The following is a 23,868-nucleotide window of genomic DNA, read 5'->3' as shown; positions in this document are numbered from 1 at the left end:
ACAGCATTCGCTGCGCTCACATTCGTCGGATCGCCGCCCGGGGCAAGCCCGCTCCCACAGGGATTGTGTATAACCTTGTGGGAGCGAGCTTGCTCGCGAATTTTTTGGAGGTAGAAAACATGCGCGTATGGATCGATGCCGACGCCTGCCCGAAGATGGCCAAGGAGCTGGTGGTCAAGTTCGCCCTCAAGCGCCGCTTCGAGGTGGTGCTGGTGGCAGGGCAGCCGCAGAGCAAACCGGCACTGGCGATCGTCAAGCTGATCGTGGTGCCGAGCGGCCCGGATGCGGCGGATGATTATCTGGTGGAGCACGCGGTGCCGGGCGAGCTGGTGATCTGCAGCGACATTCCGCTGGCCGACCGGCTGGTGAAGAAGGGTGTTGCAGCGCTGGACCCGCGAGGCAAGGAGTTCGACGCGCAGAACATGGGTGAGCGGCTGGCGACACGCAACCTGTTCACCGATCTGCGTGAGCAGGGCCAGGTCAGCGGCGGCCCGGCGCCGTTCGGTGACCGGGAGAAGCAGGCGTTCGCCAATGCGCTGGACCGGATCCTCACCAGGCTCACCCGCAAACCCTGAACATTACACAAACCCCTTGTGGGAGCGAGCTTGCTCGCGAAGGCGTCAGGCCAAACAACACAGTATTGAATGGCCCATCGCTTTCGCGAGCAAGCTCGCTCCCACACGGTTGAGTATTGATCCAGTGGAAGAGGTGCTCAGGCGTCGTTTTCGTGGGTCAGCTCAAGGACGCGATCCACCAGCTTGTTGATCCCCGACGCCGCTTCACTGATCGACTGCGCCAGCATGTAGGCCGGGGTGGTCACCAGTTTGCGCGCCTTGTCTTCGATGATGTCGGTCACGGCGCAGTCTTCGTGGGTGGCGCCCATCTTGCCGATGGCCTTGGCCGTCTCCGCGTCGTTGCCGATGGTGCAGGTCACGCCCGGGCCGTAGATCTTCGCGGCCAGTGCCGGCGAAATGCACATCAGGCCCACCGGTTTGCCCGCTTCGGCAAACGCCTCGGTCAGCGCCAGTACGTCCGGCTGAACGCAGCAGCCGGCGCCGTCGGCGGCGAAGTTCGACAGGTTCTTCGCTGCACCAAAACCGCCGGGCACGATCAGCGCATCGAAATCATCGACATCGGCTTCACGGACATCCTTGACGTTGCCCCGGGCGATGCGCGCCGACTCCACCAGCACGTTGCGCGACTCGGGCATCTCTTTGCCGGTGAGGTGGTTGATCACATGCAATTGCGCGATGTCCGGGGCGAAGCACTGCACCTGGGCGCCGCGCTGATCAAGACGCAACAGGGTAATGACGCTTTCGTGGATCTCGGCGCCGTCGTACACGCCGCAACCGGACAGGATCACTGCAACTTTTTTGCTCATGGGTTTCTCTCCAGATTCATGGCGCTAAATGTCCACTAATTTGTCGTTCGTTGCCATAGGGCCAAGCCGTGGCTACACCTAGGATCTGTGCACACGGATCTCGATCAGGGCGCGTCATGAACTTCATTCTGTATGCGGTGCCGTTTTTCTTCGTATTGATCGCGGCCGAGTTGATCGCCGACCGTTGGCGCGGGGTGAGCAACTATCGCCTGGCCGATGCGGTGAACAGCATCAGCACCGGGGTGCTGTCGACCACCACCGGCCTGCTGACCAAAGGCGTGGGGCTGGTGACCTATGGGTTTGCCCTGGAGCATCTGGCGCTGGTCAGGCTGTCGGCAGACAGCTTCTGGGTGTGGCTCTTCGCTTTTGTCCTCTACGACTTCTGCTACTACTGGCTGCACCGCATGGGGCACGAACGGAACATTCTCTGGGCCGCTCACTCGGTGCATCACCAGAGCGAGGACTACAACCTTTCCACCGCTTTGCGCCAGACCAGCACCGGGTTTCTGCTGGGCTGGATCTTTTATCTGCCAATGGCCGTGCTCGGTGTGCCGCTGCTGGTGTTTGTCAGCGTCGCGGCGATGAACCTGCTGTATCAGTTCTGGGTGCATACAAAGCACATTCCCAAGCTCGGCTGGTTCGAATGGATCTTCGTCACGCCGTCCAATCATCGGGCCCACCATGCACAGAACACTCTCTACATGGATCGCAACTACGGTGGGGTGTTCATTATTTGGGATCGCCTGTTCGGCTCGTTCCAGGAAGAGGACGACAACGAACCGGTGATTTTCGGAGTGACCACACCGCTGGCGAGCTGGAATCCGTTGTGGGCTAACCTGCAGTTCTATGCGCAGCTGTGGGACGACGCGCGGCGCGCCGGGAGCAAACGGGACAAGCTGCGGATCTGGTTCATGCGTACCGGATGGCGCCCGGCGGACGTGGCGGCGAAGTACCCGATGCACAAGCCGGACTTGAGCCGGTTCCGTAAATTCGAAGTGCCACTGGGTGCCCGACAGCAGTGGTACGTGCTGCTGCAATTCGGCGTGTACGTGGCGCTGGGCAGTTACCTGATGAATCTGGAGCGCAGCCTGTCGACCAGCGCTCTGGTGCTGGGCTGGGGCGCGGTGGCGTTCGGTTTGTTCGTGTTGGGCGCGGCCCTGGAGAATCGTCCGTGGGCGTTGAGGCTGGAGCTGCTGCGGTTGGCGGCTAATCTGCCGCTGGTGTGGCTGGCGCCGCAGGTCGGGCTATGGCCGGCCAGCCCCGAGGTCTGGGCCGGCCTGCTCGGTTACAGCCTGCTCAGTGGCATCGGGCTGTATTACTGCCGCCAGCGTTTTACTCGGCTGGCGTCTTAGGTTCGGCGGATTTGGCCTGTTCGGCTTTGTGCCGTTCGGCCTTGGCCAGTTGCTCGGCCTGCTCGTCCTCGTAGACCTTCTTGGCCAGCCGGGCATTCTTGAACCGGCGGCGCAGCCACAGGCCGACGCCCAGCACCAGCAGCGCGCCGAGCACCCACAGTTCATATTTCTTGATGCTGCCCAGCATGCCTTCAAGCACCGCACCGAAGTGGTACGCGGCCGCGGCCAGGGCGGCGGCCCAGATCGCTGCGCCAATGCCGTTCAGCAGCAGATAGCGTCCCGGCGGGTAGCCCGACAGGCCGATCGCCACCGGCATTACCGTGCGCAGGCCGTAAACGAAGCGGAAGCTCAGGACCCAGATGTCCGGGTGCTTGCGGATATGCTCCAGCGCGCGGTCGCCCATCATTTGCCAGCGCGGTTTGCGCGCCAGCAACTTGCGCCCGTGCTTGCGGCCCAGGAAGTACCACAGCTGATCGCCGGCATAGCTGCCGAAGAACGCCACGACCACCACCAGGTTGATGTCCATGTAACCACGGAACGCGAGGAAGCCCGCGAGCACCAGGATGGTTTCGCCTTCGAAGAACGTGCCGAGAAACAAGGCAAAGTAGCCGAAGTCATGCAGAAATTGTTGGAGCATTGTCTGGGTGCTGGCGAAATGAACGCGCAGCCTAACCCTTCGGACACATTCAGGAAAGTGTCGAAATGTGTCTCGACGTTAACATTTCCTACAACGACAATGGATTGCGGCTACATGTCACAGGGGTGCACATAACTGTAATACGACCGTCATAATGGCCGCTTATAACTGCCACACTCGCCCGTCTGCGCGGGCTCAGGAGTCTGCCGTGAGCTTTACCCCAGCCAACCGCCTGTTCCCTGCCACCCGCCTGCGTCGCAATCGCCGTGATGATTTTTCTCGGCGGCTGGTGCGTGAGAACGTGTTGACGGTCGATGACCTGATCCTGCCGGTGTTCGTGCTCGACGGCGAAAACCGTCGCGAAGCCGTGGCCTCGATGCCGGGTGTCGAGCGCCTGACCATCGACCTGCTGCTTGAAGAAGCGGCGAAATGGGTCGAGCTGGGGATTCCGGCGCTGGCGCTGTTCCCGGTCACGCCGCCTGAACTCAAATCCCTCGATGCCGCCGAAGCGTGGAATCCCGAAGGTATCGCCCAGCGCGCCACCCGCGCCCTGCGTGACCGCTTCCCGGAGCTGGGTGTGATCACCGATGTCGCCCTCGATCCGTTCACCACTCATGGTCAGGACGGCATTCTCGATGAAGAAGGCTATGTGCAGAACGACATCACCGTCGATGCACTGGTCAAACAGGCGTTGTCCCACGCCGCCGCTGGCGCCCAGGTGGTGGCCCCGTCGGACATGATGGACGGTCGCATCCAGGCGATCCGCGAGGCGCTGGAGCTGGCCGGTCACGTCAACGTGCGGATCATGGCCTACTCGGCCAAGTACGCCAGTGCCTATTACGGTCCGTTCCGCGATGCCGTGGGTTCGGCCGCGAACCTGGGCAAAGCGAACAAGGCTTCCTACCAGATGGACCCGGCCAACAGCGACGAAGCGTTGCACGAAGTGGGCGCGGACTTGTCTGAAGGCGCGGACATGGTCATGGTCAAACCCGGCATGCCGTACCTGGATATTTTGTTCCGGGTAAAAGATGCCTTCAAAGTGCCGACGTTCGTCTATCAGGTTAGCGGCGAATACGCCATGCACATGGCGGCGATCCAGAATGGCTGGTTGAGCGAAGGCGTGATCCTCGAATCCCTGACCGCCTTTAAACGTGCCGGCGCTGATGGCATCCTGACTTACTTTGCTGTCCGTGCCGCTCAATTGTTACGAGAGCAGAAATAGCCCTCCCAGGAACATTCGATGAATACCGAAGGACTCACTGAAGTTGCCGTAAAAGAAGCTCAACCCGTGGTCGAGCAGATTACCGAAACCCCGCCGGAACTGGAGCCTGCGCCACCCGCGCAGGCGGCAGAGCCCGCTGCGGCGGCCCCGGCGATCGCGATTCCCGGCCTGGATGACAGCAGCCTGTATATCCACCGGGAATTGTCGCAACTGCAGTTCAACATCCGCGTGCTGGAACAGGCGCTGGACGAGTCCTACCCGTTGCTGGAGCGGCTGAAGTTCCTGCTGATCTTCTCCAGCAACCTCGACGAATTCTTCGAGATCCGTGTCGCCGGCCTCAAGAAGCAGATCACCTTCGCCCGTGAACAGGCCGGCGCCGACGGCCTGCAACCGCATCAGGCCCTGGCCCGCATCAGCGAGCTGGTGCATGGTCATGTAGACCGTCAGTACGCGATCCTCAACGACATCCTGCTGCCGGAGCTGGAAAAGCATCAGGTCCGCTTCATCCGTCGCCGCTACTGGACGACCAAGCTCAAGACCTGGGTACGTCGTTACTTCCGCGACGAGATCGCGCCGATCATCACCCCGATCGGCCTCGACCCGACGCACCCGTTCCCGTTGCTGGTGAACAAGAGCTTGAACTTCATCGTCGAGCTCGAAGGCATCGACGCCTTCGGTCGCGACTCCGGTCTGGCGATCATCCCGGCGCCGCGTCTGCTGCCACGGATCATCAAGGTACCGGAAGAAGTCGGTGGCCCTGGCGACAACTATGTGTTCCTGTCGTCGATGATCCACGCTCACGCCGATGACCTGTTCCAGGGCATGAAGGTAAAGGGCTGCTACCAGTTCCGCCTGACCCGAAACGCCGACCTGGCGCTCGACTCCGAAGACGTCGAAGATCTGGCCCGCGCCCTGCGTGGCGAGTTGTTCTCCCGTCGTTACGGTGACGCCGTGCGCCTGGAAGTCGCCGACACCTGCCCGAAACACCTGTCGGATTACCTGCTCAAGCAGTTCAACCTGAGCGAGACCGAGCTGTATCAGGTCAACGGTCCGGTCAACCTGACGCGTCTGTTCAGCATCACCGGTCTGGACAGCCATCCAGAGCTGCAATACACGCCGTTCACCCCGCAGATCCCGAAACTGCTGCAGAACAGCGAGAACATTTTCAGCGTTGTCAGCAAACAGGACATCCTGCTGCTGCACCCGTTCGAGTCGTTCACCCCGGTGGTCGACCTGCTGCGCCAGGCCGCGAAAGACCCGCACGTTCTGGCTGTGCGCCAGACCCTGTACCGCTCCGGCGCCAACTCGGAAATCGTCGATGCGCTGGTGGACGCCGCGCGTAACGGCAAGGAAGTGACGGCGGTCATCGAGCTGCGGGCGCGCTTCGACGAAGAATCCAACCTGCAACTGGCCAGCCGTCTGCAAGCGGCCGGTGCGGTGGTGATCTACGGCGTGGTCGGCTTCAAGACCCACGCCAAGATGATGCTGATCCTGCGTCGCGAGGCCGGCGAGATCGTGCGTTACGCGCACCTCGGCACCGGTAACTACCACGCCGGCAACGCGCGTCTGTACACCGACTACAGCCTGCTGACCTCCGACGACGCCTTGTGCGAAGACGTCGGCAAACTGTTCAGTCAGTTGATCGGCATGGGCAAGACGCTGCGCATGAAGAAGCTGTTGCACGCGCCGTTCACCCTGAAGAAAGGCATGCTCGACATGATCACCCGCGAGACGCAATTCGCGCTCGACGGCAAACCGGCGCACATCATCGCCAAGTTCAACTCGCTGACCGATCCGAAAATCATCCGCGCGCTGTACAAGGCCAGCCAATCCGGCGTGCGCATTGACCTCGTGGTGCGCGGCATGTGCTGCCTGCGTCCAGGCATCGCCGGGGTTTCGCACAACATTCACGTGCGCTCGATCATCGGCCGCTTCCTTGAGCACACCCGGGTGTTCTACTTCCTCAACGGCGGCGAGGAGCAGATGTTCCTGTCCAGCGCCGACTGGATGGAGCGCAACCTCGACAAGCGCGTCGAGACTTGCTTCCCGGTGGAAGGCAAGAAGCTGCTGACCCGGGTCAAGAAAGAGCTGGAGCTGTACCTGACCGACAACACTCACAGCTGGAGCCTGCAGTCGGACGGCCGCTACATCCGCAACACGCCGACCGGCAACCAGAACCCGCGCAGTGCGCAGGCGACGTTGCTGGAGCGGCTGGGTAGCCCGATTCTGCCGGTGAGCAGCTGACCACAGGTCTCAAGGCAATAAAAAAGGCGATCCATTCGGATCGCCTTTTTTGTACCTGCTGGTTACTCAGTGCACAGTCAGGACAACGCCCACCCGTGTCAGCCACTCGGCTTCAAGCGCAAAATCCGCCTGGGTCAGCTGGTTTTCATCCAGCCAGTTTTCCGGGAATTCCACATCGAGGTTGTCGCCATTGGCGTGCAACGCGACCTGCGGCATGGTCTGGGTGCCGCGAATGTGGTGGAACAGGATCGCGAAGCGCAGCAGCACGCACAGACGGATCAGCTTGTCGCCGTCGTCGCCGAACTCGGCAAACTTGTCCTTGGGGATGTTGCGGCGGTGGCCACGCACCAGCAGGGCGAGCATTTGCTGGTCTTCGCGGGAGAACCCGGCGAGGTCCGAGTGCTCGATCAGGTAGGCACCATGCTTGTGGTAGTGGTAGTGCGCGATGTCGAGCCCGACTTCGTGCACTTTCGCCGCCCAGCCTAGCAGTTCGCGCCAGATGCCGTCGTCCAGTTGCCAGTCGACAGCCACTTGATCGAACGCGTGCAGGGCTTTGCGCTCGACCCGTGCGGCCTGTTCCAGGTCGACGTGGTAGCGCTCCATCAGCGAGGTCAGGGTGCGTTCGCGCACGTCTTCGTGATGATGGCGGCCGAGCAGGTCGTAGAGCACGCCTTCACGCAGCGCGCCTTCGCAGTGATCCATGCGTTGCAGTTCGAGGGCGTCGAAGATTGCTTCAAGGATCGCCAGACCGGCCGGGAAAATCGCCCGGCGGTCAGGCTTGATGCCTTCGAAGTCGATCTTGTCGACATCGCCCAGCTTGAACAGGCGACGCTTGAGCCACGCCAGGCCTTCAGCGTTCACTTCGCCGGTGCCATGTCCGCCGGCCTTCAGTGCCAGGCCGATGGCGCGGATGGTGCCCGAGGAGCCGATGGCTTCATCCCAGGTCAGGCGATGCAGGGCGTGTTCGATGCTCATGATTTCCAGCCGCGCCGCCGTGTAGGCCTGGGCATAGCGGGCCGGGGTGATCTTGCCGTCCTTGAAATAGCGCTGGGTAAAGCTCACGCAGCCCATTTGCAGGCTTTCACGCAGCAGCGGTTCGAATCGCTGCCCGATGATGAATTCGGTACTGCCGCCGCCGATGTCGGCGACCAGACGTTTGCCCGGGGTGTCGGCGAGGGTATGGGACACGCCGAGGTAGATCAGACGCGCCTCTTCACGGCCGGAGATGACTTCCACCGGGTGGCCGAGGATTTCTTCGGCGCGGTGGATGAACTCCAGGCGGTTACGGGCTTCGCGCAGGGCGTTGGTGCCGACGATCCGCACGGCGCCCAGCGGCATACCGTTGATCAGTTGGGCAAAACGCTTCAGGCAATCGAGCCCGCGCTGCATGGATTCTTCGTTGAGATGGCGCTCATCGTCGATGCCGGCGGCCAGCTGAACCTTCTCCCCGAGACGTTCGAGAATACGGATTTCGCCGTTCTGGGCCTTGGCCACGACCATGTGGAAGCTGTTGGAGCCCAGGTCGATCGCGGCGATCAGGGACAGATTCTTGGCTTGGGATTGCGGCATGGTCTGGGGGTCTCGGTCGATAACCCTGACATCGTGCCACGATCAAAGGCTGCCGCCAACGCGCATGGTTCAAACCCTTGATTCAGCGCATAAAGTCTCAAGACCGCGGCGCGGCCATTCGCGAGCAAGCTCGCTCCCACAGGGGTACGCGTTCCTTTGTGGGAGCGAGCTTGCTCGCGAATGCGTCCGTCAGGCCCCCGCATAGCCCTCAGGCAGTCGCTTCGACGGTGCCAATGAAATTCGCCAGCTCCGGCGTCTGCGGGTCGGCAAACAGTACCTTCGGATCGCCCACCTCATGCACTTTGCCCTGATGCATGAACACCAGTTTGTCCCCGACCTCCCGGGCGAAGCGCATTTCGTGGGTGACCATGATCAGGGTCATGCCTTCCTTGGCGAGCTGACGGACCACGCTGAGCACTTCGTTGACCAGTTCCGGGTCCAGCGCCGAGGTGATCTCGTCGCACAGCAGCACCTTGGGCGACATCGCCAGCGCCCGGGCAATCGCCACGCGCTGTTGCTGGCCCCCGGAAAGCCGATCCGGGAACGCATCGAATTTTTCACCCAGGCCGACGCGTTCCAGCATCTGCCGCGCCAACTTCTGCGCTTGGGCCTTGGGCACTTTTTGTACAACCTGCGGCGCGAGCATCACGTTTTCGCCCACCGTCAGGTGCGGGAACAGGTTGAACTGCTGAAACACCATGCCGACTTTCTGCCGCAGGCTGCGCAGGTCGGCGCGGGCGGCGTCGAGGTATTCGCCGTCGACTTCGATCACGCCGTCGTTGATCGACTCAAGGCCGTTGAGGGTGCGCAGCAGGGTGGATTTGCCCGAGCCGCTGCGGCCGATGATCGCCATCACCTGGCCTTCCTCGACACTCAGGTCGATGCCTTTGAGCACGTGGTGATCGCCGTAGTATTTATGCAGGGCGGAAATTCTAAGCAGAGGCATGCAGTCTCCTTTCCAGGTAGCGCGCACTGAGTGACAGGGGGTAGCAGAGCAGGAAATAGCCGGCGGCGACGAGGCCGTAGACCATGAACGGTTCGAAAGTGGCGTTGGCGAGCATGCCGCCGGTCTTGGTCAGTTCGGTGAAGCCGATGATCGAGGTCACGGCGGTGCCCTTGACCACTTGCACCGAGAAGCCCACGGTCGGTGCCACCGCAATACGCAGCGCTTGGGGCAGGATCACGTAGCGCAGTTGCTCCAGCGGATTGAGCGCCAGGCTCGACGAAGCCTCCCACTGGCCATTGGGAATCGCCTCGACGCAACCGCGCCAGATCTCCGCCAGATAGGCGCTGGTAAACAGCGTCAGGGCAATCGCCGCCGCCATCCACGGCGAAATCTCGACCCCGGCCAGCGCTACGCCGAAGAACACCAGAAACAGCTGCATCAACAGCGGCGTGCCCTGGAACAGTTCGATCCAGGTGCGGGCAATGCTGCTGGGCAGCGGGTTTTTCGAAATGCGCATGACCAGGATCAGCAACCCGACGATGCCGCCGCCAATGAACGCCACCAGTGACAGCGCCAGCGTCCATTGCAGGCCGGTGAGCAGGTTGCGCAGGATGTCCCAGAACGTGAAGTCGCTCATTGGCTGCTCCTTGCGCTGCTTTTCGACAGGTAGCGCCGGCCGAGCCAGTTCAGCAACTGACGGATCAGCAGCGCCATGCACAGATAAATGAGGGTGGTCAGGGCATAGGTTTCAAAGGCGCGGAAGTTGCGCGACTGAATGAAGTTGGCGGCGAAGCTCAACTCCTCGGTGGCAATCTGCGAACACACCGCCGAGCCGAGCATGACGATGATGATCTGGCTGCTCAGGGCCGGCCAGACCTTGCCCAGTGCCGGCAGCAGCACCACGTGCCGGAACGCTTCGAAACGGCTCATCGCCAGCGCGGCCGCTGCTTCCAGTTGCCCGCGCGGGATCGCCTGGATGCCGGCGCGGATGATCTCGGTCGAGTACGCGCCGAGGTTGATCACCATCGCCAGCACCGCCGCCTGCCACTCGGAAATCTGCACGCCGAGGGACGGCAGGCCGAAGAAGATGAAGAACAGTTGCACCAGGAACGGCGTGTTGCGGATCAGCTCCACATACACGCCGAAAATCGCCGAGAACGGGCGGATGTTCCACGCCCGCACCAGCGCCCCGACGATGCCCACACCTACGCCGAACAGCGCGCCAATGGCCGTCAGCTCAAGGGTGAACAGCGCCCCGCGCAGCAGCAGGTCGGTGTTTTCCACCACCGGCAAGAAATCGAACTGATAGGCCATGAAAGTCCCCCGCGTCGCCGGTCAAAGGTCGGCCGGCAGCGGCTCTTTGAGCCAGGTCTGCGCGTTCTTTTCCAGCGCGCCGTCAGCCTTGGCGGTGGCCAGGATCTCGTTGACCTTGCCCAGCAGCGCCGGCTCGTTCTTGTTCACGCCGACGTAGACCGGCGAATCCTTGAGCTTCACCTTCAGCGCCGGCACGCGTTTCGGGCTCTTTTCGCTGATTGCGACCATCACCACGTTGCCGCTGGCGATCAGGTCGACTTGCCCTGCGAGGTAGGCGGCGATGGTCGAGTTGTTGTCTTCGAAGCGCTTGATGGTCACACCGTCGGGGGCGACCTTGGTCAGTTCGATGTCTTCGATGGCGCCACGGGTGACGCTGATGGTCTTGCCCTTGAGGTCGTCCAGGGTGCTGACGGCTGCATCCGGCGGACCGAACACAGCGAGGTAGAACGGCGCGTAGGCACGGGAAAAATCGATGACCTTCTCGCGCTCGGGGTTCTTGCCGAGGCTGGAAATCACCAGATCGACCTTGCCGGTGGTGAGGAACGGGATGCGGTTGGTGCTGTTGACCGGGGTCAGCTCGAGTTTGACCTTGAGCTGGTCGGCCAGCAGCTTCGCGGTGTCGATATCGAGGCCGCGCGGCTTCATGTCCGGGCCGACCGAGCCGAAGGGCGGGAAGTCCTGAGGCACGGCGACTTTCAAGGTGCCGCGTTTGACCACGTCGTCCAGACCGTCGGCATGGGCGGGGGCCTGGCTCAGCATCAGACCGGCAAACAGGGCGGCGAGGAGGGCGCTGTAACGCTTCGTCATGGACAATCTCCGGATCGGCGGGAAGTAAAATCTGCGATCGGACAGAGCACGGGCCGTGCCAAGCCAGCGGTCTGGCCCCGCAAAGCCACGGGTTTAGCGGGTTTGTTCGGTCTTACTGGTCTGAACAGTAAGGTCGGGTTTCGCACTGCGATAGCGCATCGATGCGCACCGTCGAACCCCGCTGGGGCACGACTTGCCTGATGCCTCGAATAGCTTTACAACTGGCCGCACCTTGGCCTGGTCCGTCTGGAAAACCATGAACTCGATCTCCCGCGCCGTACCCGAAGTGGCGCTGCAAGCGATCCGCAAACTGATTACCGAGCAGGGCTTCGGCCCCGGCGATGCGCTGCCCTCGCAACGGGATCTGGCGGTGCAGCTGGGGGTCAGCCGGGCGTCATTGCGCGAAGCGTTGTCGTCCTTGAGTGCGCTGGGGGTGGTCAGCATCCAGCCGGGCAAGGGCGTATTCGTGCAGTCGCCAGTGGAATTGCCACGCGGGGAGGGCACGCCGGCCTGGCCGTTCGCAGCCCAGGCCTCGCCGCTGGAAATCTTCCAGTTGCGCTATGCGCTGGAAGGCTTCGCGGCCGGGCTGGCGGCGGTGACGCTGAGCACGTTCGACCTGGACGAGCTGGAAGACAACGTCGCCGCCATGCGTGAGCAACTGCGTGCCGGCGACTTCGAGGCGGCGGCGAAACTGGACTTCGAATTCCACCAGCGGATCCTGCGGGCCAGCGGCAATCAGGCGATGCTGAGCATCCTCACCGCCAGCGCCGAGATCTTTCTGGAGAGCCAGAAGCTACCGTTCATCCGCGCCGAACGGGCCATGGAAACCTGGCAGGAACACCGCAAGATCCTCCGCGCCCTGGCCCGCCGGGCCTCCGCAGCCGCCCAGAAAGCCATGCAGGAGCACGTGCGCAACGCGGCGCTGCGCACCGGAATTTCCTTCATTGCCCCCGCCGGCGCGTGACTTGAGCTATACCCAAACTCATCGAGTGCCATAGCAAGACTCAATCATCTGCGGCTTCCTGAACAAGGGAAGGGCGGCTATGATGGGCCACGTTTTTTTGCTTACAACCTGGAGAATTCCATGAGCAGCGATCTGATCAAACACGTTAGCGACGCTAGCTTCGAAGCCGACGTACTCAAGGCCGAAGGCGCTGTCCTGGTCGACTACTGGGCTGAATGGTGCGGCCCTTGCAAAATGATCGCTCCGGTTCTGGACGAGATTGCAGAGACCTACAAAGGCAAGCTGACCGTTGCCAAACTGAACATCGACGAGAACCAGGAAACCCCGGCCAAGCACGGCGTACGTGGTATCCCGACCCTGATGCTGTTCAAGAACGGCAACGTGGAAGCGACCAAGGTCGGCGCTCTGTCGAAGTCGCAACTGGCTGCTTTCCTCGACGCCAACATCTAAGCGTCGCGGTAAAGATTGTCCTCAAAAAGCCCCGCAAATTGCGGGGCTTTTTGCGTATTCAGGGCTAGACGCTCCGAAACTCAGGTGATACATTCGGCCCCGCACTGGTTTCTCCACTGCCCCCTGCTAGCCGTCGCCGACGCACTCCTTTTCGAACAAGTACGCGATCCTGTCGCCTTCTCCGCGGCGCGGCCTCATTAAGCCAAAAGCTTAATTTCCCCCCCTCCATAAATGATTACGTCATTCCTATATGAATCTGACTGAACTCAAGCAAAAGCCGATTACCGAACTGCTCGAATTGGCCGAACAGATGGGCATAGAAAATATGGCCCGTTCGCGCAAGCAGGACGTGATTTTCTCCCTGCTGAAAAAGCACGCTAAAAGCGGTGAGGAAATCTCCGGTGATGGCGTGCTGGAGATTCTCCAGGACGGCTTCGGCTTCCTGCGCTCCGCTGACGCTTCCTACCTCGCCGGCCCTGACGACATCTACGTCTCGCCGAGCCAGATCCGCCGTTTCAACCTGCGCACCGGTGACACCATCGTTGGCAAGATCCGGCCGCCGAAGGAAGGCGAGCGTTATTTCGCCCTGCTCAAGGTCGACACGATCAACTTCGATCGTCCTGAGAACGCGAAGAACAAGATTCTCTTCGAGAACCTGACCCCGCTGTTCCCGAACGTGCGCATGAAGATGGAAGCCGGCAACGGTTCCACCGAAGACCTGACCGGTCGAGTGATCGACCTGTGCGCCCCGATCGGCAAAGGCCAGCGCGGTCTGATCGTTGCACCGCCGAAAGCCGGTAAAACGATCATGCTGCAGAACATCGCAGCGAACATCGCCCGTAACAACCCTGAAGTTCACCTGATTGTGCTGTTGATCGACGAACGTCCGGAAGAAGTGACCGAAATGCAGCGCACCGTGCGCGGCGAAGTGGTTGCCTCGACCTTCGACGAGCCGCCGACCCGTCACGTGCAGGTGGCTGAAATGGTGATCGAGAAGGCCAAGCGCCTGGTCGAACACAAGAAGGACGTGGTGATCCTGCTCGACTCCATCACTCGTCTGGCTCGTGCCTACAACACCGTGATCCCGAGCTCCGGCAAAGTGCTGACCGGTGGTGTCGATGCCCACGCCCTGGAGAAGCCGAAGCGTTTCTTCGGTGCCGCGCGTAACATCGAAGAAGGCGGCTCGCTGACCATTATCGCCACCGCGCTGGTTGAAACCGGCTCGAAGATGGACGAAGTGATCTACGAAGAGTTCAAGGGTACCGGCAACATGGAACTGCCTCTGGACCGTCGCATCGCCGAGAAGCGTGTGTTCCCGGCCATCAACATCAACAAGTCCGGTACTCGCCGTGAAGAGTTGCTGACCGCCGACGACGAACTGCAGCGCATGTGGATCCTGCGCAAGCTGCTGCACCCGATGGACGAAGTGGCGGCCATCGAGTTCTTGGTCGACAAGCTGAAAACGACCAAGACCAACGACGAATTCTTCCTGTCGATGAAGCGCAAGTAACATCGTCGGTTGATTCAGAAAATGGTGTCCTTCAGGGGGCGCCATTTTTTTTTGCCTGTTTTTTGTACAAATAATGGGAGGTTTTCGATCGGCTAAGGTCAGTGGGTTGGCACAACAAGAAACAGCGCTCGTGATGGGAAGGCTGTACAAAAAAACAACCACCTGATTTGGCATTAAAGATTTATGAACACACTCGCTTATCGAAGCGATATCGACGGCTTGCGGGCAGTCGCGGTGATAGCCGTGGTGCTGTTCCATTTTGGCGTTCCGGGTTTCACCGGCGGTTTTGTCGGTGTGGACGTGTTTTTCGTGATCTCCGGTTACCTCATCACCTCGATCATCTGGAATCAGCGCCAGGCCGGCCGGTTCAGTTTCGTCGAGTTCTGGTCGCGGCGTGCACGGCGGATTCTGCCGGCGCTGTTTGCGATGATCGTTGCGGTGCTGGCGGTGGGATGGTTCCTGATGGCGCCCAAGGATTACGAAGAACTTGGGCGCTCGGTGCGCTATCAAGTGACCTTTGTCTCAAACATCCTGTTCATGCGCCAGGATGGCTATTTCGATGTTGCCTCTGATCTCAAACCGCTGCTGCACACTTGGTCGCTGGCGGTGGAAGAGCAGTTCTACATCGTCTTCCCGCTGTTGCTGACCCTGATCTTGAGTCGCTTGAAACACTGGCGGCTGGCGCTGTTCGGTATATTGCTGCTGTCCTTCGGGCTGAGTGTGTGGGCAATCAATCACCACCCGGAGAAAGCCTTCTTTCTGCTGCCGATGCGAGCCTGGGAGTTGCTGGCCGGTGCGATGCTGGCGGTGGCGCCGAAACAGGCGTGGCGTTTGAAACCTTTGGCAGCGCAGCTGTTGAGTCTGTCGGGCATGGGGCTGATCCTGTTGGCGGTGTTCGTCTATGACAAGTCAACGCCGTTCCCGGGTGCGACCGCGTTGTTGCCGGTGCTGGGCGTGGTGCTGCTGATTCTGGCCAACGGTCATCGCGAAACCGCAGTGGGGCGCTTTCTGAGCAGTCGGGTAATGGTCGGCCTCGGTCTGATCTCTTATTCCTGGTACCTCTGGCATTGGCCGGTATTCGTGTTTTCCAGCTACGCCAGCGTTGGAGAACCCGGCGCACTGGATGTCGCAGGATTGATCCTGTTGACGCTGGTGCTGGGCTATCTGTCGTGGAAATTCGTCGAGACGCCGTTTCGCGAACGACGCTTGCTCGCCGGACGCCGGCAGATTCTGCTGGCAGGCTTGTGCGGCGTCCTGGTGATCGGCCTGGCCGGACAGGCGTTGCGCTGGACCGATGGTTTGCCGTGGCGCCTGTCCGAACAGGCACTGCAATACGCCAAGGGGCGCGAATGGCGCCCGGAACTGATGGCCTGCCTGGCGGACGACAAGACGCCGGACGACAAACTGTTCTGTCATTACGGTGTGGAAAACCTGCCGGCTCAGGCCATGGTCTGGGGGGACAGTCATGCCACGGCGCTGATTCCGGTATTCGATGACGGCGCGAAAGCCCACGGTGTCAGCGTGATTCTCGCCAGCTCTCCCGGTTGTATCCCGGTTGAAGGGTTGGAGCATGACGGGGTTTGTGCGCGTTTCAACCGACGGGTCGAGCAGGGCTTGAGCGCACAGCGGGTCAGCGATGTGGTGCTGGTCGCGCGCTGGAGTCTCTATCTGTACGGCGATGCCAAAGGCGATCTTGGTCATGTGCTCAGAACGGGCGACGGCAAATATGACCGCAGCGCCGCCGAACAGCGCTTGGCCGACGGCCTGCGGGCGCGGGTTGCGCAGCTGCGGGCGGGCGGCCATCGGGTCTGGCTGGTGAAGGAGGTGCCGTTGCAGGCCTTCAGCCCACCGTATCGGCTCACACGGCTGGCAATGCTGGACCACTCGGTAGAGGGCGTTGGCCAGAGTGTCGATGAGCATCACAAACGCCAGGCCTTCATCAGCCAGTTGTTCGCCCAACTGGCCAAGGATCCGGCGGTACGGGTGGTCGACCCGGCGCCACGGTTGTGCGACGAAAGCGGTCTGTGCCGCGTCGAGCTCGATGGCTACTCCCTGTATACCGATGACAATCACCTGTCGGAAGTCGGGGCACGGCTGGTGGCACCGATCCTTGAACCGTTGTTTGTCGGTCTGCAAGCGGGGAAAAAACTCGCGAAAGGTCAGGCGAATGCTGCCAAGTAAGCAGTGACGGGCTGCCAGCGACCGGCATAGCAGGTAGGATGTACGCCTATTTTGAGGGTGCCATCGTCAATGAAATTCAAGGATCTTCGGGATTTCGTGCAGCAGCTTGAGCAGCGCGGAGAGTTGAAACGCATCCAGATTCCCGTCTCGCCGGTGCTGGAAATGACCGAGGTGTGCGATCGCACACTGCGGGCCAAGGGCCCGGCGTTGCTGTTCGAGAAGCCGACCGGTTACGACATCCCGGTGCTCGGCAACCTGTTCGGCACTCCAGAGCGGGTGGCCATGGGCATGGGCGCCGAGTCCGTCAGCGAGCTGCGCGAGATCGGCAAGCTGCTGGCGTTCCTCAAGGAGCCGGAGCCGCCGAAGGGCTTGAAGGACGCGTGGTCGAAGCTGCCGATCTTCCGCAAGATCATTGCGATGGCGCCGAAAGTCGTCAAAGACGCGCCGTGCCAGGAAGTGGTTATCGAAGGCGATGACGTCGATCTGGCGATGCTGCCGGTGCAGACCTGCTGGCCGGGAGACGTGGCGCCGCTGATCACCTGGGGCCTGACCGTCACCAAAGGCCCGAACAAGGACCGGCAGAACCTTGGCATCTACCGTCAGCAAGTGATCGGCCGCAACAAGGTCATCATGCGCTGGCTCAGCCACCGTGGTGGTGCGCTGGATTTCCGTGAGTGGTGCGAGAAGCATCCGGGCCAGCCGTTCCCGGTGTCCGTGGCCCTCGGCGCGGATCCTGCGACCATTCTTGGCGCGGTCACTCCGGTGCCGGACAGCCTCTCCGAATACGCCTTCGCCGGTCTGCTGCGCGACAGTCGCACCGAACTGGTCAAGTGCCGTGGCAACGACCTGCAAGTGCCGGCCACTGCCGAGATCATCCTTGAAGGTGTGATCCATCCGGGCGAGATGGCCGACGAAGGTCCGTACGGAGACCACACCGGCTACTACAACGAAGTCGACAGCTTCCCGGTGTTCACCGTCGAGCGCATCACCCACCGGGTCAAACCGATCTACCACAGCACCTACACCGGCCGTCCGCCGGATGAGCCGGCGATTCTTGGTGTGGCGCTGAACGAAGTGTTCGTGCCGATCCTGCAGAAGCAGTTCCCGGAGATCACCGACTTCTACCTGCCGCCGGAAGGCTGCTCGTACCGCATGGCCGTGGTGACGATGAAGAAGTCGTATCCGGGCCACGCCAAGCGCGTGATGCTGGGTGTCTGGTCGTTTTTGCGACAGTTCATGTACACCAAGTTCGTTATCGTCACCGACGACGATATCAACGCGCGGGACTGGAACGACGTGATCTGGGCCATCACCACGCGAATGGACCCCAAGCGCGACACGGTGATGATCGACAACACGCCGATCGACTACCTCGACTTCGCCTCTCCGGTGTCGGGACTTGGCTCGAAAATGGGCCTGGATGCCACCCACAAGTGGCCGGGCGAAACCACTCGCGAATGGGGCCGCGTCATCGTCAAGGATGATGCCGTCACCCAACGGATCGATGCCATCTGGAATCAGTTAGGAATAGATTGATGCGTGTAACCCTGCAGCCCTCCGGAGCGGTGCTCGAGATACGGCCCGGAGAGCGGATTCTCGATGGTGCGCGGCGCCTGGGCTACGAATGCCCGCAAAGCTGCCGCAACGGCAATTGTCACGTATGCGCAGCGCTGCTGGTGGAAGGCCGGGTCGAACAGGCCGGCAAGGTGCATGACCACGGCGAGTTCTACACTTGCATAGCGCAGCCGCTGGAAGACTGCATCCTGCTGTGGGATGGCGTGCTTGCGCTGGGAGAACTGCCGGTGCGCAGCCTGTCGTGTCAGGTCATCGAATGCCGGGACGTCGGTGGCGATACCTGGCGCGTGCGCCTGCGGGCGCCGGCCGGCAAACCGCCGCGTTATCACGCCGGTCAGTACCTGATGATCGAACGCGAGAGCGGCGAGAAATCAGCCTTTTCCATGGCCTCGGCGCCCCACGGCGGGCGAGATCTGGAAATCCACGTTCTGGCGCGTGAAGCCAGTGCCCTCAGCCTGATCGAGCAACTGCAGCGCAATTCGATGGTGCGGGTCGAACTGCCGTTCGGCGACACCCATCTGGCGGAGTTGCCGGACGGGCCGCTGGTACTGATCGCCGCGGGCACCGGCATGGGCCAGATCCACAGCCTGATCGAACATTGCCGGGCCAACGGCTTCAAGCATCCGGTGCATTTGTACTGGGGCGTGCGTCGTCCGGAAGATTTCTATGAAATCGAGCATTGGGACGAATGGTTGAAGCTGCCCAACCTGTTCCTGCACAAGGTCGTCAGCGACCAGTGCGGCTGGGAAGGGCGCTGCGGGATGTTGCATGAGGCGGTGTGCGAGGACTTCCCGGATCTGAAATCGCTGCACGTCTACGCCAGCGGCTCGCCGGCGATGGTCTACGGCACCCTGGATGCGCTGGTGGAAGCCGGGATGGACGCGCACCAGATGCGCGCCGACGTGTTTGCGTATGCGCCGCGCTCTTGAGCCGCGCTCTTGAGCCGCACGATTGAGCCTGCCTGAGTCGCTTTAGAAGCGTACGCCCGTCGTCACCATGGCCGCGTTGGCGCCGAGAAACACCAGCTCGGCGCCCAGCGGGCCATAGTGGGTGCCGACCGACGGAATGATCACCGGCGCAACGCCGAAGTGATTGAGCGGGATCTTGTCCTTGTAGTCACCCCGATAGCCCTGCAGCAACCCGCCCGTGAGTTTCACGTACACCGGATAATCTGCACTCTCGAAGCGTTTGCCGGCATAGGCGTAATTGGAGCGCTGGCTGAACGAGTTACGGAAAGTTGCCCCGCCAAATACCCAGCCGGAAGCCTGATTGCGTTCAATGCCGATCAAGTCCTGATGATTATTGTGTTCGGGGTCGGGTGAGTAATGTTTGGTGTAGACACTGGTTTGTGCGTACCAGAAACCTTTGTCTTCCCGGGAGTCATCCGTGGCCAGTGCCTGGCCGGTCTGAATCAATAAAAGTGCGGCCAAAAGCCTCGTTGTGTTCATCGTGCAGCCTCGGTTGAACGGGTTGGCTTGCGCCAGAGGAAAGCCGTTTTACGCAGGCGATCAGCGACGGTAAATATGGGAAGTCCGAAATTTTAGTAGGAAAAATCCCGGGACTTCATGAACGAATCCTGAACGAAGAGAGGGCTTAACGATATTTCATTCGGGTATTTAAGATATCTGCGCAATGGTATTAGGCTATATCAAACAAGGTAGCCCTCGCGGATAACCCCGAATTAGCGCTATCAAAGGTGTCATACATCCTTTAGCACTTTTCGTTTTACAGTTACTGCTATATGTTCTATCAAGCGAATTGTGCTTACATCTTGTAATACTTGCGGGGCCGAACACTTCCGTCATGACAGCCATAGAATCTGCTTTTCTGAATCTGGCTTACCCTCCGCGGCTCGATCTGGGTCCGCAGCTGACTCACGAACAACTTCTCGCTTCCATGCAATCGACCATGGCACGCCACAAGGGCGGGCCGGTGTGGTTGTTCGCGTATGGTTCGCTGATCTGGCGGCCAGAGTGTTCGGCGGTGGAGCGGGTACGCGGACGGGTGCATGGCTACCATCGCGGCTTGTACCTGTGGTCCCACGAACATCGCGGCACGCCGGAAATGCCGGGGCTGGTATTCGGTCTGGATCGCGGCGGATCGTGCAGCGGCTTTGCCTACCGGTTGCCGGAGGACAACCTCGACAGTGCGCTGTATGCGCTGTGGAAACGCGAGATGCCGTTCCCGTCCTATCGCCCGCACTGGCTCAACTGCCGTCTCGAAGATGGCAGCCAGGTACAGGCCTTGGGATTCGTGTTGGAGCGACACCTGCCCAGCTATGCCGGCAATCTGCCGGATCATGTGCTGAGCCAGGTGTTCGAAAGCGCTTGCGGGCGTTACGGCACCACTCGCGATTATGTCGAGCAGACCGCCCACGCCCTGCGCAGCCACGCCATGCCAGACCGGAATCTGGAGGCGCGACTCAAGCGCTGCAAGTCAAAGGCCGATCAGGCGACTGCTTCGCGGCTCTGACTGGCGACTTGCTTGTGCCACAGGGTCGGGGCCAGGAAGGCCATCGACAGCAGGCAAGCGCCCACCAGCAGCACGAAACCGCCATCCCAACCGAAGTGGTCCACGGTGTAGCCCATGGCGGCACTGGCCGCGACCGAACCACCCAGATAACCGAACAGGCCGGTGAAGCCTGCGGCAGTGCCGGCGGCTTTCTTCGGTGCCAGTTCCAGCGCCTGCAGGCCGATCAGCATCACCGGGCCGTAGATCAGGAAGCCGATGGAGAACAGCGCGATCATGTCGATGGTCGGGTTGCCGGCCGGGTTCAGCCAGTAAACCAGGGTCGCCACGGTCACCAGGGCCATGAACACCATGCCCGTCAGGCCACGGTTGCCACGGAAGATCTTGTCCGACATCCAGCCGCACAGCAATGTGCCCGGAATGCCCGCCCACTCATAGAAGAAGTACGCCCACGAAGTCTTGTCGACGTCGAAATGCTTGGCTTCCTTGAGGTAGGTCGGCGCCCAGTCCAGTACGCCGTAGCGCAGCAGATAGACGAACACGTTGGCCATGGCGATGTACCAGAGCATTTTGTTGCGCAGCACGTATTTGACGAAGATTTCCTTGGCGCTGAATTCGTCTTCGTGGCTGGCGTCGTAGCCTTCCGGGTAGTCGTTCTTGTACTTCTCGATCGGCGGCAGGCCAACCGATTGCGGGGTGTCACGCATGGTGATGAAGGCAAATGCCGCCACCGCCAGGGCTACCGCCGCCGGTACATAGAACGCCGCGTGCCAGTCGTTGAAAAGGCCCATGCCGATCAGGAACAGCGGGCCGATCAGGCCGCCGCCGACGTTATGCGCCACGTTCCACACGGACACCACGCCGCCGCGCTCCTTCTGCGACCACCAGTGCACCATGGTCCGTCCGCTCGGCGGCCAGCCCATGCCCTGGGCCCAGCCGTTGATGAACAGCAGGATGAACATCATGGTCACGCTGGACGTTGCCCAAGGTGCGAAACCGAAAATGAACATCACCCCCGCCGAAACCAGCAGGCCGAACGGCAGGAAGTAGCGCGGGTTGGAACGGTCGGACACCAGGCCCATGAGGAACTTGGACAGACCGTAGGCAATGGCGATGGCCGACATCGCCAGACCCAGTTCGCCGCGGGTGTAACCCTCGTCGATCAGGTACGGCATGGCCAGGGAGAAGTTCTTGCGCAGCAGGTAGTAACCCGCATAGCCAAAGAAAATACCGGCGAAGATCTGCCAGCGCAGGCGTCGGTAGGTACTGTCTATTTTTTCTTCAGGCAATGGAGCCTGATGTGCGGCAGGTCGAAAGAAAGCAAACATTCAAGAGCTCCAGATTTCTTGTTTTGACTGCGGATGCGAATGTTACAGTTTCGTTACCGAAAATAGCACCGGTTCGCATCGGCAAAACAGCGGAAAATGTTGGAAGTCGCACGTTCTTTTACGAACCTGTCGCTCTGCTGTAAGAACAGGGCGTTTTCACCACTTATGAACATGGGGTGGCATAGACTCGCGATCCGTCGATCGACTGATCAGCAGAGATGAATGATGGCTTTGAAGGTTCGCATGCTCATGCGCCGATTATTGGCGGCGGCGGTTATCGCCGCTGCGGTGCTGGGGTTGATTTACGCCGATCACCCTGCCCGGTCCGGTTTGCGCAATGCCACGGTGCTGATCATCCGCCATGCGGAAAAGCCGACTGAAGGATCGGTGCTCAATGCCCGGGGCGAAGAGCGGGCCCGCGCCTATGCCGACTACTTCAATCCATTGAAGCTCGATGGCCTGACGCTGACCCCGGAGCGGCTGATCGCCGCCGGCGACACTCCCGAGAGCTCCCGCTCACGTTTGACCCTGACGCCGCTGGCCGAACGCCTGAATCTGTCCATCGAACAGCCTTACATCAATGGCGACGTGCATGAACTGGTCAAGTTGTTGCGCAAGAGCAATCAGGCGCCAGTGATCCTGATCGCCTGGCACCACGGGCGCATCAACAAGCTGATCAGTGCGTTCGGTGGCGACAGCACGGCCCTGATGGGCCAGAAAAAATGGCCGGACGAGGTGTACGACTGGATGCTCGTGCTGCGTTTCGATGACAAGGGCCGGATCATCAAGGCTGATAGCCGGAAGGTTCTGGAGCACCTGTTGCCGGGCGACGCTGTGGATTCTCCCGGCAACAAATGACGTGCTTCAGCGCACCTGCACCACAACCTTGCCCACAGCCTTGCGCTGCCCAAGATCATTGATCGCCTGTGCCGCCTCACTCAGCGGATAGACCTGCGACACCAGCGGTTTCAGCTTGCCCTCGGCGAACCAGCCGAACAGTTGCTGGAAGTTCGCCGCGTTGTCCTGTGGCTGGCGCTGGGCGAAAGAGCCCCAGAACACACCCAGCACTGCCGCGCCCTTGAGCAGTGCGAGGTTGACCGGCAGTTCGGGGATGCGCCCGCTAGCGAAACCGACCACCAGCAGGCGGCCGTTCCAGGCGATGGCGCGAATGGCCTGGTCGAACAGATCGCCGCCGACCGGGTCGTAGATCACGTCGGCGCCCTGGCCGTCGGTCAGGCGTTTGATTTCATCCTTGAGGCTGGTTTCGCTGTAGTTGATCAGTTCGTCCGCACCGGCGGCCTTGGCCACGGCAAGTTTTTCGGCGCTGCTGGCGGCGGCGATGACCCGGGCGCCCATGGCTTTGCCGATCTCCACGGCAGCCAGGCCGACACCGCCGGAGGCACCGAGCACCAGCAGGGTTTCCCCCGGTTGCAGGTTGCCGCGCTGCTTGAGCGCGTGCATCGACGTGCCGTAGGTCATGCTGAACGCGGCGGCGGTGTTGAAATCCATCGACGGCGGGATCGGCAGCACGTTATAGCCCGGCACTGCGACCTGCTCGGCGAAGCTGCCCCAGCCGGTCAGGGCCATGACCCGGTCGCCAATCTTGAGGTGACTGATCTTTTCGCCGACTTCGCGGACCACGCCAGCCGCTTCGCCACCCGGCGAGAACGGGAAGGGCGGCTTGAACTGGTACTTGCCCTCGATGATCAGCGTGTCCGGGAAGTTGACCCCGGCGGCGTGCACGTCCAGCAGGATTTCATTCTTCTTCGCGACAGGACTGGCGACGTCTTCCAGCACCAGCGATTCGGCAGGGCCGAAGGCTTTGCACAGCACGGCTTTCATCAGGGCTATTCCTTTGGGAGTGATGGCCGATAAGTGTAGGTGTGGCAGTCAACGGGTCAACGAGCATGCCCGGCCCT

The 23,868-nt window shown here is 61.2% G+C and carries 22 protein-coding genes; 12 read left to right on the top strand and 10 right to left on the bottom strand.

From position 1 onward, the window contains the following. Window positions 1–119: 119 nt before the first annotated feature. On the top strand, window positions 120–575 hold the full coding sequence (locus CAG02_RS06390; protein ID WP_065258237.1) for a YaiI/YqxD family protein: 456 nt from the start codon (window positions 120–122) through the stop codon (window positions 573–575). A 137-nt stretch (window positions 576–712) separates the two neighbouring features. Here the strand turns inward: CAG02_RS06390 and elbB are convergent, their stop codons facing one another. Then, window positions 713–1,381 carry an isoprenoid biosynthesis glyoxalase ElbB gene (elbB, locus tag CAG02_RS06385; protein ID WP_085708951.1) on the bottom strand — a complete coding sequence of 223 codons (669 nt, stop codon included), beginning with the start codon at window positions 1,379–1,381 and terminating at the stop codon, window positions 713–715. Between the two features lie 116 nt (window positions 1,382–1,497). Between elbB and CAG02_RS06380 the strand changes: the two genes are divergently transcribed. Then, a complete protein-coding gene (locus tag CAG02_RS06380; protein ID WP_085708952.1) occupies window positions 1,498–2,733 on the top strand; it encodes a sterol desaturase family protein in 1,236 nt (411 codons plus the stop codon). Here the strand turns inward: CAG02_RS06380 and CAG02_RS06375 are convergent. Then, entirely contained in the window at window positions 2,714–3,370 is a 657-nt protein-coding gene (locus CAG02_RS06375) for a DedA family protein (protein ID WP_085708953.1), read from the bottom strand. The genes CAG02_RS06380 and CAG02_RS06375 overlap by 20 nt on opposite strands. A gap of 208 nt (window positions 3,371–3,578) precedes the next feature. Between CAG02_RS06375 and hemB the strand changes: the two genes are divergently transcribed. Further along, window positions 3,579–4,592 carry a porphobilinogen synthase gene (hemB, locus tag CAG02_RS06370; RefSeq protein ID WP_007951836.1) on the top strand — a complete coding sequence of 338 codons (1,014 nt, stop codon included), beginning with the start codon at window positions 3,579–3,581 and terminating at the stop codon, window positions 4,590–4,592. A gap of 18 nt (window positions 4,593–4,610) precedes the next feature. Next, window positions 4,611–6,836, top strand: coding sequence for a polyphosphate kinase 1 (gene ppk1, locus CAG02_RS06365; protein WP_085708954.1), 2,226 nt, complete (start codon window positions 4,611–4,613; stop codon window positions 6,834–6,836). A 66-nt stretch (window positions 6,837–6,902) separates the two neighbouring features. Here the strand turns inward: ppk1 and ppx are convergent, their stop codons facing one another. The 5 genes from ppx to CAG02_RS06340 all read right to left on the bottom strand — a co-directional run bounded on the left by ppx (window position 6,903) and on the right by CAG02_RS06340 (window position 11,472). Then, window positions 6,903–8,405, bottom strand: a complete 1,503-nt coding sequence (gene ppx / locus CAG02_RS06360) for an exopolyphosphatase (RefSeq protein ID WP_085708955.1) — start codon at window positions 8,403–8,405, stop codon at window positions 6,903–6,905. Between the two features lie 208 nt (window positions 8,406–8,613). After that, a complete protein-coding gene (locus CAG02_RS06355; RefSeq protein WP_085708956.1) occupies window positions 8,614–9,351 on the bottom strand; it encodes an amino acid ABC transporter ATP-binding protein in 738 nt (245 codons plus the stop codon). After that, entirely contained in the window at window positions 9,338–9,988 is a 651-nt protein-coding gene (locus tag CAG02_RS06350) for an amino acid ABC transporter permease (RefSeq protein ID WP_085708957.1), read from the bottom strand. The genes CAG02_RS06355 and CAG02_RS06350 overlap by 14 nt, the downstream gene beginning before the upstream one ends. Beyond that, on the bottom strand, window positions 9,985–10,665 hold the full coding sequence (locus tag CAG02_RS06345; RefSeq protein WP_039765327.1) for an amino acid ABC transporter permease: 681 nt from the start codon (window positions 10,663–10,665) through the stop codon (window positions 9,985–9,987). The genes CAG02_RS06350 and CAG02_RS06345 overlap by 4 nt, the downstream gene beginning before the upstream one ends. A 21-nt stretch (window positions 10,666–10,686) precedes the next feature. Next, window positions 10,687–11,472 (bottom strand): transporter substrate-binding domain-containing protein, encoded by a 786-nt coding sequence (locus CAG02_RS06340; RefSeq protein WP_085708958.1) that lies wholly within the window; start codon window positions 11,470–11,472, stop codon window positions 10,687–10,689. A 256-nt stretch (window positions 11,473–11,728) separates the two neighbouring features. Between CAG02_RS06340 and CAG02_RS06335 the strand changes: the two genes are divergently transcribed. From CAG02_RS06335 to CAG02_RS06310, 6 genes are all read left to right on the top strand, one after another. Further along, window positions 11,729–12,436 (top strand): FadR/GntR family transcriptional regulator, encoded by a 708-nt coding sequence (locus tag CAG02_RS06335; protein WP_085708959.1) that lies wholly within the window; start codon window positions 11,729–11,731, stop codon window positions 12,434–12,436. Window positions 12,437–12,556: 120 nt separating this feature from the next. Beyond that, window positions 12,557–12,886 carry a thioredoxin TrxA gene (trxA, locus tag CAG02_RS06330; protein ID WP_003206727.1) on the top strand — a complete coding sequence of 110 codons (330 nt, stop codon included), beginning with the start codon at window positions 12,557–12,559 and terminating at the stop codon, window positions 12,884–12,886. A gap of 250 nt (window positions 12,887–13,136) precedes the next feature. Continuing rightward, window positions 13,137–14,396: a transcription termination factor Rho gene (gene rho, locus CAG02_RS06325; protein ID WP_007951825.1), complete on the top strand. Its 1,260-nt coding sequence runs from the start codon at window positions 13,137–13,139 to the stop codon at window positions 14,394–14,396. 183 nt (window positions 14,397–14,579) lie between these two features. Continuing rightward, a complete protein-coding gene (locus tag CAG02_RS06320; RefSeq protein WP_085708960.1) occupies window positions 14,580–16,577 on the top strand; it encodes an acyltransferase family protein in 1,998 nt (665 codons plus the stop codon). Window positions 16,578–16,646: 69 nt separating this feature from the next. Next, complete coding sequence (ubiD, locus tag CAG02_RS06315) at window positions 16,647–18,113, top strand: 4-hydroxy-3-polyprenylbenzoate decarboxylase (RefSeq protein ID WP_085708961.1); 1,467 nt, start codon at window positions 16,647–16,649, stop codon at window positions 18,111–18,113. Continuing rightward, entirely contained in the window at window positions 18,113–19,081 is a 969-nt protein-coding gene (locus CAG02_RS06310) for a CDP-6-deoxy-delta-3,4-glucoseen reductase (protein ID WP_085708962.1), read from the top strand. The genes ubiD and CAG02_RS06310 overlap by 1 nt, the downstream gene beginning before the upstream one ends. 42 nt (window positions 19,082–19,123) lie before the next feature. Here CAG02_RS06310 and CAG02_RS06305 read toward each other — a convergent pair whose 3' ends face one another. Continuing rightward, window positions 19,124–19,600: a sn-glycerol-3-phosphate transporter gene (locus CAG02_RS06305; RefSeq protein WP_085708963.1), complete on the bottom strand. Its 477-nt coding sequence runs from the start codon at window positions 19,598–19,600 to the stop codon at window positions 19,124–19,126. Between the two features lie 355 nt (window positions 19,601–19,955). Here CAG02_RS06305 and CAG02_RS06300 point away from each other — a divergent pair, with 355 nt between their 5' ends. Beyond that, window positions 19,956–20,624 (top strand): gamma-glutamylcyclotransferase, encoded by a 669-nt coding sequence (locus CAG02_RS06300; protein ID WP_085708964.1) that lies wholly within the window; start codon window positions 19,956–19,958, stop codon window positions 20,622–20,624. Here the strand turns inward: CAG02_RS06300 and glpT are convergent. Beyond that, a complete protein-coding gene (gene glpT, locus CAG02_RS06295; protein WP_085708965.1) occupies window positions 20,600–21,949 on the bottom strand; it encodes a glycerol-3-phosphate transporter in 1,350 nt (449 codons plus the stop codon). The genes CAG02_RS06300 and glpT overlap by 25 nt on opposite strands. A gap of 225 nt (window positions 21,950–22,174) precedes the next feature. Here glpT and CAG02_RS06290 point away from each other — a divergent pair, with 225 nt between their 5' ends. After that, entirely contained in the window at window positions 22,175–22,807 is a 633-nt protein-coding gene (locus CAG02_RS06290; protein WP_085708966.1) for a flagellar basal body-associated protein FliL, read from the top strand. Between the two features lie 6 nt (window positions 22,808–22,813). On the opposite strand, the gene CAG02_RS06285 is transcribed toward CAG02_RS06290, so the two are convergent. After that, entirely contained in the window at window positions 22,814–23,791 is a 978-nt protein-coding gene (locus CAG02_RS06285; protein ID WP_085708967.1) for an NADPH:quinone oxidoreductase family protein, read from the bottom strand. Between the last annotated feature and the right edge of the window lie 77 nt (window positions 23,792–23,868).

The organism is Pseudomonas sp. R43(2017), from assembly GCF_002112345.1.
Classification (GTDB): Bacteria; Pseudomonadota; Gammaproteobacteria; order Pseudomonadales; family Pseudomonadaceae; genus Aquipseudomonas; species Aquipseudomonas kribbensis.
The sequence above is the reverse complement of the archived record's forward strand: the minus strand, read 5'-3'. Positions and strand labels throughout refer to the sequence as shown.